The organism is [Mannheimia] succiniciproducens MBEL55E (assembly GCF_000007745.1).
GTDB lineage: Bacteria > Pseudomonadota > Gammaproteobacteria > Enterobacterales > Pasteurellaceae > Basfia > Basfia succiniciproducens.
Genome location: NC_006300.1, coordinates 1,864,454 through 1,879,018, shown reverse-complemented (window position 1 = coordinate 1,879,018; position 14,565 = coordinate 1,864,454). Strand labels below are relative to the sequence as shown.

Genomic DNA, 14,565 nt, shown 5'->3' with positions numbered 1-14,565 from the left:
CTCAGGCCTTATAACCGGCACGGACAATTTCCCGTGCCTGTATTTTTTTATTGATTTATTGCTATGAAAGAATCCGTTTATGACAGCGAAGGATTTTTTGAGTTATACCAAAAACTTCGCGCCAATCCCGGCAGCTTAAATGAAATAGTCGAGAAACCGACTATGCTGTCTTTATTGCCTGATATAACGGGTAAAACCTTGCTGGATATGGGCTGCGGAACAGGCGGGCATTTGCAGATGTATTTGCGGCTGGGGGCAAAAAGAGTAGTGGGCATCGATCTTTCTGCAAGTATGCTGAAACAGGCGGAAATCGATTTGGGGAAACTCTGCGAAAATCGACTGCAGTTTTCATCAGGCAGCTTTAGTTTGCACCATCTTCCCATGGAACAACTTGATCAACTGCCGGAGGCACAATTTGATGTGATTACCAGCTCTTTTGCTTTCCACTATGTTGAAAATTTTCCTGCATTGTTGACGAAAATCGCTAATAAATTAACGGCGCGGGGAAGCTTGGTTTTTTCTCAGGAGCATCCCGTCGTCACCGCCTATCAGGGCGGAGAACGCTGGGAAAAAGATGAAAATAAACAACAAATCGCTTATCGTCTGAATTTTTATCGGGATGAAGGCAAGCGGGAGCGCAGTTGGTTTAAACAGCCGTTTTTAACTTATCATCGAACGATTTCAACAATCGTAAATAATTTAATACAGGTGGGTTTTACAATTGAGAAAATGGCGGAGCCCATGCTTGCCGACCAAGCGGAGTGGCAAACGGAATTTAAGGATTTGCAGCACCGCCCCGTATTACTTTTTATCCGTGCAAAAAAATCATAAAAAATAGCAAAAACAGCTTGCGGCTTAAAAGATTTTGCAGTAAGTTAAAGGGCATAGAAAAATTGGAGAAATAACATGAACTTCAACCGCACTTTATCTCATCACCATCATCACCCTGATTGATCTTTCGGGCGTTTTGTGGTGTTCGGAAGAAAAGAAAACTTCCGGGCAAGTGTGGAAACAGGATTGCTAAACCTCTCGGAAGGAAACTTTCGGGAGGTTTTTTTATACTCCGGATTTAACCCGATTAAATAAAAAACAATAAAAGGAAATACAATATGTCAACCAATAAACGTTTAAGAATTGCAATGCAGAAAAAAGGCCGTTTAAGTGATGAATCCCAGGAATTACTTAAACAATGCGGTGTAAAAATTAATTTACAAGGACAAAAATTAATTGCTTATGCGGAAAATCTACCTATCGACATTTTAAGAGTACGTGATGACGATATTCCCGGATTGGTGTTTGACGGTGTGGTCGATTTAGGCATTATCGGCGAAAACGTGTTGGAGGAAGAAGAATTAACCCGCACGGCGGCAGGCGACAAAGTGGAATATAAAATGTTGCGCCGTTTAGAATTCGGCGGTTGTCGCTTGTCGCTGGCGGTGGATAGCGATGTTGAATTTGACGGCCCCGAATCGCTGAGCGATTGTCGTATTGCTACCTCTTATCCTCAATTACTAAAACGCTATATGGCAGAACAGGGCGTTCCTTTCAAAAGTATTTTATTAAACGGTTCCGTTGAAGTCGCACCTCGTGCTGGCTTAGCCGACGCCATTTGCGATTTGGTTTCCTCCGGCGCTACTCTTGAAGCCAACGGTTTAAAAGAAGTGGAAGTGATTTATCGTTCAAAAGCCTGCTTAATTCAACGTAAGGAACCGCTGTCGGAGGAAAAACAGGCGTTGGTGGATAAAATTCTCACCCGTATTCAAGGCGTACAACAAGCCGATGAATCCAAATACATTATGCTACACGCGCCGAAAGATAAATTGGAAGAAATTACCGCGCTGTTACCGGGAGTGGAAAATCCAACAATTCTCCCGCTTGCCCACGACGATACTAAAGTGGCTGTTCACGTGGTCAGTCAGGAAAATCTGTTCTGGGAGACTATGGAACAATTAAAAGAAAAAGGCGCAAGTTCGGTGCTGGTGTTACCTATTGAAAAAATGCTGGCTTGAGATCGTTCTCCGTTCCCCTTTGTTAAAGAGGGGGAATTTAGGGGAGATTTAAGAAAGAGAAAAACGGAGATAAATATGCAAACCCTAATTTGGAAAGATTTAACCGAACAAGAAAAGAAACAAGCCCTTACCCGCCCGGCGATTTCTGCGGCGGGGAATATTAAAGATGCGGTGGATGCCATTCGGGAAAATGTGGTTGCCAATGGCGACAAAGCGCTGTTTGAGCTTTCGGAAAAATTCGATAGAGTAAAATTGAATAGTTTGGAGGTTTCCGAACAGCAAATTGAGGAAGCTGCGCAACGCCTGCCGGAAGAATTAAAACAAGCCATTCAAAATGCGAAGAAAAATATCGAAGCTTTCCATCTTGCACAGGTTCCCGTCGAGGCGGATGTCGAAACCCAATCGGGTGTACGTTGCCAAGTGCTGACCCGCCCGATTAATCGTGTGGGATTATATATTCCCGGCGGTTCGGCGCCCCTGTTTTCAACCGTATTAATGCTTGCAATTCCCGCCAAAATTGCAGGCTGTAAAAAAATCGTGCTCTGTTCGCCGCCACCGATTGCCGATGCGATCCTTTATGCGGCGAATCTTTGCGGCGTAGAAACCATTTATCAGGTAGGCGGCGCACAGGCCGTCGTTGCAATGGCATTCGGTACGGAAACCGTAGCGAAAGTAGATAAAATTTTCGGACCGGGCAACGCCTTTGTGACGGAAGCTAAACGCCAGGTAAGCCAGGCGGTGAACGGCGCCGCCATTGATATGCAGGCGGGGCCGTCGGAAGTGCTGGTACTTGCCGATGAAAATGCCGATCCTGATTTTGTGGCGAGTGATTTGCTTTCTCAGGCGGAACACGGTGCCGATAGCCAAGTCATTCTGGTTACGCCGAGCGAACGATTGGCGCTGGAAACCGAACTCGCCGTCGAACGCCAACTGACCACCTTGCCACGTTCCGAAATTGCGCAAAAAGCGTTAGCGCACAGTCGTATTTTTATTGCTGAAAATTTACAGCAATGTGTTGAAATCAGTAATGAATATGCGCCGGAACATTTGGTGGTTCAAGTACAAAACGCCCGTGATTTATTATCGAATATCGATAATGCAGGCTCAATTTTCTTAGGTGCCTACAGCCCCGAAAGTATGGGAGATTATGCCAGCGGTACTAACCACGTTTTACCTACTTACGGCTATACCCGGACTTCATCCAGCCTAGGTCTGGCGGATTTCAGCAAACGCATGACGGTACAGGAACTCAGCCCGCAAGGCTTTAAAGATTTAGCTAAAACCGTCGAAGTGATGGCAGCGGCGGAACGGTTGGATGCGCATAAACAGGCAGTATCGATTCGATTAGCAAAAATTAAATAACCCGCTCCTACGAAAGAAAAGGAAGATAATATGAGCATCTCACAACTCTCGCGAAAAAACGTTCAAGCCTTAACGCCATATCAATCCGCACGTCGGTTGGGCGGTAACGGCGATGTGTGGCTGAATGCCAACGAATACCCGACTTCGCCGGACTTTAACCTTTCCGAGCGTATTTTTAACCGTTATCCCGAACCGCAACCAGAAGCGGTGATAAAGGGCTATGCCGCTTACGCGGACGTAAAACCTGAAAATGTGATTGTGACCCGAGGCGGCGACGAAAGCATTGAATTGTTGATTAAAGGGTTTTGCGAACCGGAAGACAAAGTACTTTACTGTCCGCCTACTTACGGCATGTATGCCGTGAGTGCGGAAACGCTAGGTATAGCCACTAAAACCGTACCGTTAACAGAGGATTTTCAGCTGGATTTACCTGAAATTGAAAAAAATTTAGCAGGCGTAAAAGTGATTTTTGTGTGTAGTCCGAATAACCCGACAGGTAATGTGTTAAATCAGGCGGATTTGATTCGTTTGTTGGACATTACAGCCGGCAGCGCTATTGTAGTAGTGGATGAGGCCTATATTGAATTCAGCCCTGAAACTTCGATGATAAAACAACTGGGAAATTATCCGCACTTAGCCATTATCCGTACGCTTTCCAAAGCCTTTGCTCTGGCGGGGTTACGTTGCGGTTTTACCTTGGCAAATCCTGAGCTTATCGGCGTGCTGCAAAAAGTGATTGCCCCTTATCCGTTGCCGGTACCCGTTTCGGATATTGCCGCTCAGGCTTTACAGCCACAGGGCGTAGCACAAATGAAAATGCGGGTTGCAGATGTATTGGCAAATCGCGCGTGGTTGATTGGCGAACTCAAACAAATCCCAAGCGTAGTAAAGATTTTCGCCACCGAAGCTAATTATGTACTGGTGAAATTCCAGGATGGTGAAAAAGTGTTTAACGCCTTATGGGAAAAGGGCATTATCTTGCGTGATCAGCACAAAGCCTTTGGTTTGAAAAATTGTATTCGGATTTCGATTGGAACTAGAGCGGAATTAGAAAAAACAGTGGTTGCGCTTAAACTCGCCTAATCGTAGGGCTTGCCGGCCCCAAAAAAATCCGGAATTTTAACCGCACTTTATGTTGCATTGATGGTGAGCGGGTAAGCCCGCCTTACAAGGACACTATATGACTCAACAACCAACCCTATTCATCGACCGTGACGGCACGTTAATCGACGAGCCGAAAACCGATTTTCAAATTGACAGTTTAGAAAAGCTCAAATTCGAACGTAATGTGATTCCGGCGTTGCTCAAATTAAAAAATCGTTATCGTTTTGTGATGGTATCGAATCAAGACGGCCTGGGAACGGATTCATTTCCGCAGGAAGATTTTGATAAGCCGCATAATGCCATGTTAGCTGTTTTTCGTTCGCAAGGCATTGAATTTGATGATATTTTAATCTGCCCACATAAGCCGGAAGACAACTGTGATTGCCGTAAACCGAAAATCAAATTGTTGAAAAAGTACATCGATAAAAAATTATTTGATCCCGCAGACAGCTTTGTTATCGGCGATCGGCCGACAGACGTTCAACTGGCTGAAAATCTGGGTATTCGCGCATTGCAGTATCATCCGGAAAATTTAGACTGGGATATGATCGCCGAAAAATTATTACGGGAACCGGTAGCGGATCCGAAAGGTTTAGGTCAACCGCGTCATGCCGTTGTGGCTCGCAAAACCAAAGAAACCGACATCAAAGTGGAAGTCTGGTTGGATGAAGCCGGGGTGAATCAAATTAATACCGGTATCGGTTTTTTTGATCATATGCTTGATCAAATCGCTACTCATGGCGGGTTTCGCATGAATGTCAGCTGCAAAGGCGATTTGCATATTGACGATCATCATACCATCGAAGATGTCGCATTGGCACTGGGCGCGGCGTTAAAAGAGGCTATCGGCAATAAGCGCGGTATTCAGCGATTTGGTTTTGTGCTGCCTATGGACGAATGCAAAGCGGAATGCGCCCTGGATTTATCCGGTCGCCCGTATTTCAAATTCAAAGCGAAATTCAATCGTGACAAAGTGGGCGATTTCAGCACCGAAATGACGGAGCATTTTTTCCAGTCTATTGCCTATACCTTGCTTGCAACCTTGCATTTATCCGTTAAAGGCGACAATGCTCACCATCAAATCGAAGCCTTGTTTAAAGCTTTCGGCAGAACTTTGCGCCAGGCGATTAAAATCGAAGGAAATGAAATGCCGAGCAGTAAGGGCGTGTTGTAAATTTTCATAATCGAATCCTAGGGGCGTATCACATACGCCCCAAAGTGCGGTCAGAATTCATAAAGTTTTTTTATTTCATTTTCTTGCTACAAAATAACTTGAAATATCATCCTTATCGGCGTTTAATGTAGCTTATGCTTTACAATTTTAAGTGATAGTTTACATTTTTTGCTTATATGACATTTAAAAATAAGGAGGCATTATGCAAAACAGTGCATTATTGATGGATTTCTATGCTCTGACTATGGCGAACAGTTATTTTGAGCAGGGCAGACAAGATGAAATTGCCTATTTTGACTATTTTTTCCGACGGGTACCGGACGAGGGCGGTTATGCGGTCTTTGCCGGGTTGGAGCAATTACTGGATTATCTGGAAAATTTACAGTTCAGCGAGCAGGAAATCGCATTTTTACAACAAAAACAGATTTTTTCAGAAGGTTTTCTGGATTATCTGCGCCATTTTCGTTTTCGCGGTGATCTGTGGGCGGTGAAAGAAGGTACGGCGGTGTTTCCTGCCGAACCGCTTGTTGTGATCCGTGCGCCGATTATTGATTGCACCCTGATTGAAGCCTTTTTATTACTGACGTTGAATCATCAAACGCTGATTGCCACTAAAGCGGCGCGTATAGTGAGTGTAGCACAAGGACGTAATGTGCTGGAATTTGGTGCGCGCCGTGCGCATGGCGTTGATGCTGCCCATTTCGGGGCTCGTGCAGCCTATATTGCGGGCGTAGACGGTACGTCCAATGTGTACAGCGATTTTGCCTGCGGTATTCCCGCTTTGGGCACGATGGCTCATGCTTACGTACAAAGTTTCGATAATGAATACGAAGCTTTTCTGCAATATGCCAAAACTTACCCCGATAACACGGTGTTGCTGGTGGACACTTATGATACGTTGCATCAAGGCATTCCTAATGCAATACGGGTTCATCGCGAATATCTGGCGCCACGGGGCTATAAATTGAAAGGTATCCGTATTGATAGCGGCGACTTAGCCTATTTAAGTATTCGGGCGAGAGAAATGCTGGATGCGGCGGGGCTTACGGAAACTAAAATTACCGTATCCAATTCCCTTGACGAATATCTGATTAAAGATTTGTTGCTGCAAGGGGCGAAAATTGACAGTTTCGGCGTAGGCGAACGGTTGATTACCGCAAAAAGCGAACCGGTTTTCGGCGGCGTATATAAGATTGTTGCGCTGGAAAACGCAGGACAGATTATTCCGAAAATTAAACTTAGCGAGACCTTGCAAAAAACCACTACACCGGGCTTTAAAAATTTGTGGCGCCTGTATGATAAAAATCGCAAAGCGATCGCCGATGTGATTACCTTACATGATGAAATCATTGATAGCACTAAACCTTACATGCTGTTTGACCCGGAATATACCTGGAAAACCAAATGGGTGACGGATTTTGTTGCGGAACAAAAATTGCAGCAATGGATTTCGCAAGGGGGAAAACAGCAGCCCATACCGACACTGGAAGAGAGCCGTGCGCATTGCCGACAGGAATTACAATCGCTTTGGAATGAAGTCCGCCGGTTGGAAAAACCTCATGGTTATTATGTGGATTTATCGCAGGATTTATGGACGCTAAAACGACATCTGATTGAACGGCATTCGGGGAAAAAAGAATGAAAACGGCAGCATACGCAGATTATTTAATTCAATGGCTGGAAAACCAACGAACCGAACTTTACGGGATGGACGGCTATACACTGGGCGTCAGCGGCGGTATTGACAGCGCCGTCTGCGCTCATTTGGCAGCGCGCACCGGCGCACCGGTACAAGCCTTAATTTTGCCCGCCGAAGTAACCAGTCCGTCAGATGTGGCGGATGCGCAAGCCACACTGGAAAGCGCCGGTATTGACGGACAAATAATTTCCATTGCACCTTGGTACGATTTAATTATGCAACAACTTTCCCCGGTATTAAATTCCGAACCGGAGCGCGTTAACGTATTAAAGGGTAATTTAATGGCAAGACTGCGTATGATTGCGCTGTTTACCACGGCACAAAGCCATCGTTCTATTGTGTTAGGCACCGATAATGCGGCGGAATGGCTGACGGGTTATTTTACCAAATTCGGCGACGGCGCAGCGGACGTACTGCCTTTAGCGGGATTGCGCAAAGAGCAGGTATTTGAACTCGGACGTTATCTTGGCGTACCGCAAAGCGTGCTGGATAAAAAACCGAGCGCCGGTTTATGGGCAGGACAAACGGACGAAGCTGAAATGGGTGTTACTTATGCGGAAATCGACGCTTATCTGCGCGGCGAAACCGTTAGCCCGCAGGCATTGCAACAAATCCGTTTCTGGCACAACCGTTCTCATCACAAACGTATGTTGCCACCTAAACCGAAATCACCCGATGAAGCGGAGTGTTAAAGCCAAAATACAACGGAGCTATGCTTGGTGTCATAATAATCGACGATATTAAAGACATTATTACCCAATCCAGCTAAACCGCAACTCCAATTGCGAACGCACTGCGATCGCAATTGAACTAAATGCAATACTCTATGCTTTTGCGTATTGATGATATGGATAACTTAGCACGCAAGTGCTAGGCTTAAAAGTGCGGTTGATTTTTGCAGATTTTTTGTGAAATTTGATCGCTTGTGACAAATAAAAAAGGAATATAAAAATGAAAAAATTATCTTTAGCTTTATCTATTTTATTGCTTGCTGGCTGTATGGGTACGGAATTATCTACAAAAGATAAAACTTATAATGCCTCAACTGATGCCCGTATTCGCATATTTGGTCAAAATGGCAGACCATCAACACTTACCATCGAACATAATGGAAATAAAGAAAAAATTACAATTGGCGGAGGTGTAGGACAGGCGTTTTCATCACTTGTTGGTGCAAAAGGAAACGAATCTATCGGTATGCCTGAATCTGTATATAGCAAGGATCCTAGCCAATTTTCAAATATCGGTTCAACACCATTTTTCAAAGAATTTATTATTCCAGCGAATGCGAAAGTAAATGTAAAGAACGAGATTATGAGCGCTCCACATATATTTAAAGATGTTACAACAGGTAAAACAACAACGACATACTACAAATGTTCGGGTGGAAAGGAAATCTCATTTGTTGCTGAAGCCGGTAAAAATTATGAAGTGATTCCAAGTAGCTCAACAAACGAATGTGGCGTAACACTTAACGAATTAAATTAACCATGATCACCGACACAAACTGTTCAAACCTGTCATCTGTAAAATTTGCATTCGACAGTTTGTAAGAAATAACAGATAGTTCAAGCGTTCACGCTTGGACTGAAAAATTGGTTTAGGCACAAGCAAGGACGCTTGCGGCAACGGGGTTGTAATTTGATTAAAGTGAAATTAACATCGCTATCAAATCTCCCCTAACCCCTCTTTTCTAAAGAGGGGGATAAATAGTCAAATTGAGTATAAGCCCCTTGAATTAGCTCCCCTCTTTTGTAAAGAGGGGCTGGGGGAGATTTAAAATATAGAAGTGCGGTCAGTTTTTGCAAAGTTTTTGGGGAATTTGACCGCTTGTAAGAAATAAAAAATAACAGATAGTTCAAGCGTCTAGGCTTGGATTGAAAAATTGGTCTAGGCACAAGCGAGGACGCTTGCGCCATCGAGGGTAATTGAATATGACATTTGGATGGTTAGCAAGTTTAGCTGGAAAAATTGGGCTCGATATGCTGAATAATAGTCCTGATAGACTTTTAAAAATAGGTAGAATTCAAAATCAATTAGAATCAGAAAGAATAATTGAAACAGAAAAAGCTAAAGTCTATGCAGAACACGAAGCAAGTAGACTTAAACAAAAATTATCTGAAGTAGAACCTGAAAAGCAATCTAAAATTGTTGGTAAAATAGCAATTTTAAATAACCAAATTGAATTACTTACTCAACAACAAAACACTATAAATTCCTTTATTGAAACAATAAAAGATATAGGAGACATACCGAAGGAATCGCTAAAAGAACCAGATAACGATTGGTTAAGAGAATGGACTAAAAATGCAGGTCGATTCTCTAATGAAGACGCTAATAGATTATGGGGTAAAGTGTTAGCAGGAGAAATGAAAAAACCAGGTACTTTTTCATATAGAGTTTTAGATGGTTTAAGGAATTTATCTAAAGATGATGCAAACCTGATATTACAGATAATTCCATTTATAACTAATGGATTAGTGTATAGATCTAATGATCTTATTTTTAATATGGGAACAAATTGGGGAAATTGGTATCAGTTAGAAGAAATTGGAATTGTTAGGCATGTTGGATCTGTAAGTACCTCAGCATCAACACCGGTTGATCAATATACGCCAATGTACATTAGAGGCATTAGTTATGCATTAGTACTATCTTCGGAAACTCAAAAAACTATATCTGAGCCAATTATTATATTAACTGAATTAGGGAATGCCATAATGCAATTAATTGAGCCTACATTTAAAAATGATATTAATTTGGTTCATAAACAAAAAGAATATATGGGTAATTTAGGCAATTATTTAAAAAAAGAATACCAAGTTACTTATTCTATTATCAAAATTCCAAATAACTAAAAATTATAGGAAAATAATATGATCATCATCGACACAGGCTGTGCAAACCTGTCATCTGTAAAATTTGCATTCGATCGCTTAAATATTAAAGCGGAAATTAGCCGTGATATTGCAACCATTAAATCGGCGGATAAATTGTTGTTGCCCGGTGTGGGCACGGCAATGGCGGCGATGAAAATCTTGCAAGATCGCAATTTAATCGAAACCATCCAAAACGCCACCCAACCTATGCTCGGTATCTGTTTAGGTATGCAGCTGATGACGGAGTATTCCAGCGAAGGCAATGTGCCGACCCTAAGCCTGATGAGCGGGCATACGGATTTAATCCCGAACACGGGTTTACCGCTGCCGCATATGGGCTGGAACAAAGTGCGCTACGAGCAAGATCACCCGCTGTTTGCCGGTATCGAGCAAGACAGCCATTTCTATTTTGTACATAGCTATGCGGTGTTGCCGAATGAACATACCATCGCCACCAGCGATTACGGTGTGCCTTTTAGTGCGGCGTTAGGCTGTAAAAATTTCTACGGCGTGCAGTTCCATCCGGAACGTTCCGGCAAAAACGGCGCGCAGTTGTTGAAAAACTTTGTGGAGAATCTGTAATGTCGCATATTCTGGCGGTTAAAGTCGCCCAAGTGGAAAATCTCTCGCTTTCCGACGGTTCAACCATTGAAACGGCAATTCGTAAAAAAGCGGTGGATAAAGTGCGTGTGCACCAACTCGGTGCGGAAGGCAATGACGTGGGTGACAAAAAACATCACGGCGGTGTGGATAAAGCCTTGTTTTTTATGGCGCAAAAATCTTTGGAAAAACTGACCGCACTTTTGAAGCTGGATTACGACTATTTGCAGGATTCCCGTTTCGGCGAAAATTTTGTGGTGTCCGAATCAGATGAAAACAGCGTTTGTATCGGCGATCAATACCGCATCGGCTCCGCCCTTGTGGAAGTTTGTCAGCCGCGTAAACCCTGCAATACCTTATCTAAAAATACCGAAGTGCCAGAAACCCGTAAAACCGTGGTGGAAACGGGCTTGGTCGGCTGGTATGTACGGGTGCTGGAAGACGGCGTGATTGCACAGGGCGATAAACTCGAATTAGTTAAACGCCCTTATCCTGAAATGACCGTCGCTCTAGTGCACGGTTTGTTATCCCAACCGGCAAAAAATCTGGATAAAACCGTTTTAGATAAAGCGATCGCTTGTGCACCGCTGGCGGAAGGTTATAAGAAAACCCTTTATAAACAGGCGGAGAAACTGGCTCAGCAATCCAGCGAAAGCGCATTTTTTAATACGCCGGAATTTTAATACAGGAAAAAACAATGAAAAAATCCATTATTATCCCCGCCCTCGATCTTATTGATGGCAATGTCGTTCGCCTACATCAAGGCGATTACGCCAAACAAACCACATATAGCGACAACCCAATCGAGCAGTTTGCCAGCTATTTAGCCCAAGGGGCAGAGCAGTTGCATTTGGTGGATTTAACCGGAGCTAAAGATCCGGCTAAACGTCAAACGGCTTTAATCGGTAAAATTATTGCGGCAACCCATTGTAAAATCCAAGTGGGTGGCGGGATTCGCACCGAGAAAGATGTCGCAGATCTTTTAGCAGTCGGCGCAAACCGTGTGGTAATCGGTTCAACCGCCGTGAAAGAACGCGCGATGGTTAAAGAGTGGTTTAACAAATACGGCGCGGAAAAATTCGTGTTGGCATTAGATGTGAACATTGATGCAAGCGGTCAAAAAATCATTGCAATTAGCGGATGGCAAGAAGCAAGCGGCGTATCGCTTGAAGAGCTGATTGAAGATTTTCAGTCTGTCGGTTTACAACACGTGTTATGTACCGATATTTCCCGTGACGGCACTTTGGCGGGTTCAAACGTGGATTTATATAAAGAAATCTGCGCTAAATATCCGGCTGTGAATTTCCAATCGTCAGGCGGGATCGGTTCGCTTGAGGATATCAAGGCATTAAAAGGCACAGGCGTGGCAGGTGTAATCGTTGGGCGTGCCTTATTGGAAGGCAAATTTAATGTAGCGGAGGCAATCGAATGTTGGCAAAACGGATAATCCCTTGTTTAGATGTACGTAACGGGCAGGTAGTAAAAGGCGTGCAGTTCCGCAACCACGAAATTATCGGTGATATCGTGCCATTGGCGGCTCGTTATGCGGAAGAGGGGGCGGATGAGTTAGTATTCTATGATATCACCGCTTCATCCGACGGCAGAACGGTGGATAAAAGCTGGGTAGAACGTGTGGCGGAAGTGATCGACATTCCGTTTTGCGTAGCGGGCGGAATCAAAACCATTGCAGACGCCGAACAGATTTTCACCTTCGGTGCGGATAAAATTTCGATTAACTCTCCCGCTCTTGCTGATCCCGATTTAATCTCACGCCTTGCGGATCGTTTTGGCGTACAGGCGATTGTGGTCGGAATCGACAGCTGGTTCGAGCAGGAAACCGGCAAATATTGGGTGAATCAATACACCGGTGACGAAAGCCGTACCCGCCAAACCAACTGGCAACTGCTCGACTGGGTCAAAGAAGTGCAAAAACGTGGCGCCGGTGAAATTGTGTTGAATATGATGAACCAAGACGGCGTGCGTAACGGTTATGATTTAACCCAACTTAAATTAGTACGTGATGTGTGCAAAGTGCCTCTTATTGCTTCTGGTGGTGCCGGTGAAATGGTGCATTTCCGTGATGCCTTTATTGAAGCGAATGTGGACGGCGCCTTGGCGGCGAGCGTGTTCCATAAGCAGATTATCAATATTGGGGAGTTGAAGGAATATTTGGCTCGGGAAGGTGTGGAAGTTCGGAGATAACTCGTAGGGACAGGGTTTATCCCTGTCCGTCAAATAAATAACGCTGGACAGACATAAAGTCTGTCCCTACGTAAAAATACATATACGCGGTTAAAATTAAGGAAAAATATGCAAAATAAAATCAACTGGCAAAAAGTCGATAACCTCCTCCCCGTCATCATCCAACACTTCCAAACCTGCGAAGTGTTAATGTTGGGCTATATGAACCAAGAAGCCTTGGCAAAAACCTGTGATGAAAAAGTGGTGACATTTTTCTCGCGTACTAAACAGCGTTTGTGGACAAAAGGCGAAACTTCAGGCAATTTCTTAAATGCGGTGGATATGAGTTTGGATTGCGATAACGATACGTTATTGATTTTAGCCGATCCAATCGGTCCCACTTGTCACACGGGTGAAGAGAGCTGTTTCCATCAGTTTGCAACACAAAGTGAAGGTGATTGGACTTGGTTTGCCAAGTTAGAGCGGGTGTTGGCAGAGCGTAAATTTGCCGATCCGGAAAGCTCTTATACCGCAACGCTTTATGCCAAAGGCACCAAAAAGATCGCCCAAAAAGTCGGGGAAGAAGGGGTTGAAACGGCTCTTGCCGCCTTGTCTAAAGATAAAGGTGAAATTGTTTCGGAAACGGCGGATTTAATTTATCACTTAACGGTGATGTTGCACGAGCAAAATCTTGAATGGGGAGACGTAATTGATAAATTAAAAGAACGCCATCAAGGTATTGGTTTGCACCCAGAGGGTTCCAATAAATAATGGTTTAAAAGTGCGGTCAAAAATTTCAAAATTTTGACCGCACTTTTTATTGGGAAAAAATAACGGGGTTAGCCCCTGTTAATTTAAATTGTTCTGATTTAAAATTTACTGATTTTTTAAATAAATTAGATTAAGGAATGTCTTATGAAACTAGTTGAAGTTAAACACCCTTTAGTGAAACATAAATTAGGCTTAATGCGTGCGGCTGATGTAAGTACAAAACATTTCCGTGAATTAGCGACTGAAGTGGGAAGTTTGCTGACTTATGAAGCAACGGCGGATTTAGAAACGGAAATTGTGACGATTGAAGGTTGGTGTGGTCCGGTTGAAGTTCAACGCATTAAAGGCAAAAAAGTAACGGTAGTACCGATCTTACGTGCGGGGCTCGGTATGATGGATGGTGTGTTAGAACACATTCCGAGCGCGCGTATCAGTGTTGTGGGTATGTATCGTGACGAGGAAACCTTAGAACCGGTTCCTTATTTCCAAAAATTAGCCAGTGACATTGAAGAACGTTTAGCTATCGTTGTTGATCCGATGTTGGCAACCGGCGGCTCTATGATTGCAACCATTGACTTATTAAAACAAAAGGGCTGCAAACACATTAAAGTATTGGTTTTAGTTGCGGCGCCGGAAGGTATTAAAGCGTTGGAATCCGCTCATCCGGATATCGAATTGTATACCGCCTCAATTGATGATCATTTAAATCAAGACGGTTACATTATTCCGGGTCTTGGCGATGCGGGCGATAAAATTTTCGGCACAAAATAATTTTTAGTTTCAAGT

At 43.8% G+C, this 14,565-nt stretch carries 15 protein-coding genes and 1 other annotated feature; all 15 genes read left to right on the top strand.

Annotated elements, in window-relative coordinates:
* Nucleotides 1-57 precede the first annotated feature (57 nt).
* The 15 genes from MS_RS08665 (at nucleotide 58) to upp (ending at nucleotide 14,550) form a co-directional block, all read left to right on the top strand.
* Nucleotides 58-831 (top strand): class I SAM-dependent methyltransferase, encoded by a 774-nt coding sequence (locus MS_RS08665; protein ID WP_193329822.1) that lies wholly within the window; start codon nucleotides 58-60, stop codon nucleotides 829-831.
* Between the two features lie 98 nt (nucleotides 832-929).
* Nucleotides 930-1,059: a sequence feature (His leader region), on the top strand.
* Nucleotides 1,060-1,109: 50 nt separating this feature from the next.
* On the top strand, nucleotides 1,110-2,009 hold the full coding sequence (gene hisG / locus MS_RS08660; protein WP_011201053.1) for an ATP phosphoribosyltransferase: 900 nt from the start codon (nucleotides 1,110-1,112) through the stop codon (nucleotides 2,007-2,009).
* A 75-nt stretch (nucleotides 2,010-2,084) separates the two neighbouring features.
* Nucleotides 2,085-3,371 (top strand): histidinol dehydrogenase, encoded by a 1,287-nt coding sequence (gene hisD / locus MS_RS08655; RefSeq protein ID WP_011201052.1) that lies wholly within the window; start codon nucleotides 2,085-2,087, stop codon nucleotides 3,369-3,371.
* Nucleotides 3,372-3,401: 30 nt separating this feature from the next.
* Nucleotides 3,402-4,454 carry a histidinol-phosphate transaminase gene (gene hisC, locus MS_RS08650; RefSeq protein WP_011201051.1) on the top strand — a complete coding sequence of 351 codons (1,053 nt, stop codon included), beginning with the start codon at nucleotides 3,402-3,404 and terminating at the stop codon, nucleotides 4,452-4,454.
* A 97-nt stretch (nucleotides 4,455-4,551) separates the two neighbouring features.
* Nucleotides 4,552-5,649 (top strand): bifunctional histidinol-phosphatase/imidazoleglycerol-phosphate dehydratase HisB, encoded by a 1,098-nt coding sequence (hisB, locus tag MS_RS08645; RefSeq protein WP_011201050.1) that lies wholly within the window; start codon nucleotides 4,552-4,554, stop codon nucleotides 5,647-5,649.
* Nucleotides 5,650-5,851: 202 nt separating this feature from the next.
* Nucleotides 5,852-7,291 (top strand): nicotinate phosphoribosyltransferase, encoded by a 1,440-nt coding sequence (locus MS_RS08640; RefSeq protein WP_011201049.1) that lies wholly within the window; start codon nucleotides 5,852-5,854, stop codon nucleotides 7,289-7,291.
* Complete coding sequence (nadE, locus tag MS_RS08635; protein ID WP_011201048.1) at nucleotides 7,288-8,040, top strand: NAD(+) synthase; 753 nt, start codon at nucleotides 7,288-7,290, stop codon at nucleotides 8,038-8,040. The genes MS_RS08640 and nadE overlap by 4 nt, the downstream gene beginning before the upstream one ends.
* Nucleotides 8,041-8,299: 259 nt before the next feature.
* A complete protein-coding gene (locus MS_RS08630) occupies nucleotides 8,300-8,836 on the top strand; it encodes a hypothetical protein (protein ID WP_011201047.1) in 537 nt (178 codons plus the stop codon).
* 446 nt (nucleotides 8,837-9,282) lie between these two features.
* A complete protein-coding gene (locus tag MS_RS08625) occupies nucleotides 9,283-10,206 on the top strand; it encodes a DUF2806 domain-containing protein (protein ID WP_041639999.1) in 924 nt (307 codons plus the stop codon).
* Nucleotides 10,207-10,224: 18 nt separating this feature from the next.
* Complete coding sequence (hisH, locus tag MS_RS08620; protein WP_011201045.1) at nucleotides 10,225-10,809, top strand: imidazole glycerol phosphate synthase subunit HisH; 585 nt, start codon at nucleotides 10,225-10,227, stop codon at nucleotides 10,807-10,809.
* The gene (locus MS_RS08615) at nucleotides 10,809-11,510 is read left to right on the top strand and encodes an MOSC domain-containing protein (RefSeq protein WP_011201044.1); all 702 of its coding nucleotides are present in this window, start codon (nucleotides 10,809-10,811) and stop codon (nucleotides 11,508-11,510) included. Before hisH ends, MS_RS08615 begins: the two co-directional genes overlap by 1 nt.
* 14 nt (nucleotides 11,511-11,524) lie before the next feature.
* On the top strand, nucleotides 11,525-12,274 hold the full coding sequence (hisA, locus tag MS_RS08610) for a 1-(5-phosphoribosyl)-5-[(5-phosphoribosylamino)methylideneamino]imidazole-4-carboxamide isomerase (RefSeq protein WP_011201043.1): 750 nt from the start codon (nucleotides 11,525-11,527) through the stop codon (nucleotides 12,272-12,274).
* Nucleotides 12,256-13,029, top strand: coding sequence for an imidazole glycerol phosphate synthase subunit HisF (gene hisF, locus MS_RS08605; protein ID WP_011201042.1), 774 nt, complete (start codon nucleotides 12,256-12,258; stop codon nucleotides 13,027-13,029). The genes hisA and hisF overlap by 19 nt, the downstream gene beginning before the upstream one ends.
* 60 nt (nucleotides 13,030-13,089) lie before the next feature.
* On the top strand, nucleotides 13,090-13,779 hold the full coding sequence (hisIE, locus tag MS_RS08600) for a bifunctional phosphoribosyl-AMP cyclohydrolase/phosphoribosyl-ATP diphosphatase HisIE (RefSeq protein ID WP_264352521.1): 690 nt from the start codon (nucleotides 13,090-13,092) through the stop codon (nucleotides 13,777-13,779).
* A gap of 144 nt (nucleotides 13,780-13,923) precedes the next feature.
* Complete coding sequence (gene upp / locus MS_RS08595; RefSeq protein WP_011201040.1) at nucleotides 13,924-14,550, top strand: uracil phosphoribosyltransferase; 627 nt, start codon at nucleotides 13,924-13,926, stop codon at nucleotides 14,548-14,550.
* Nucleotides 14,551-14,565: the final 15 nt, after the last annotated feature.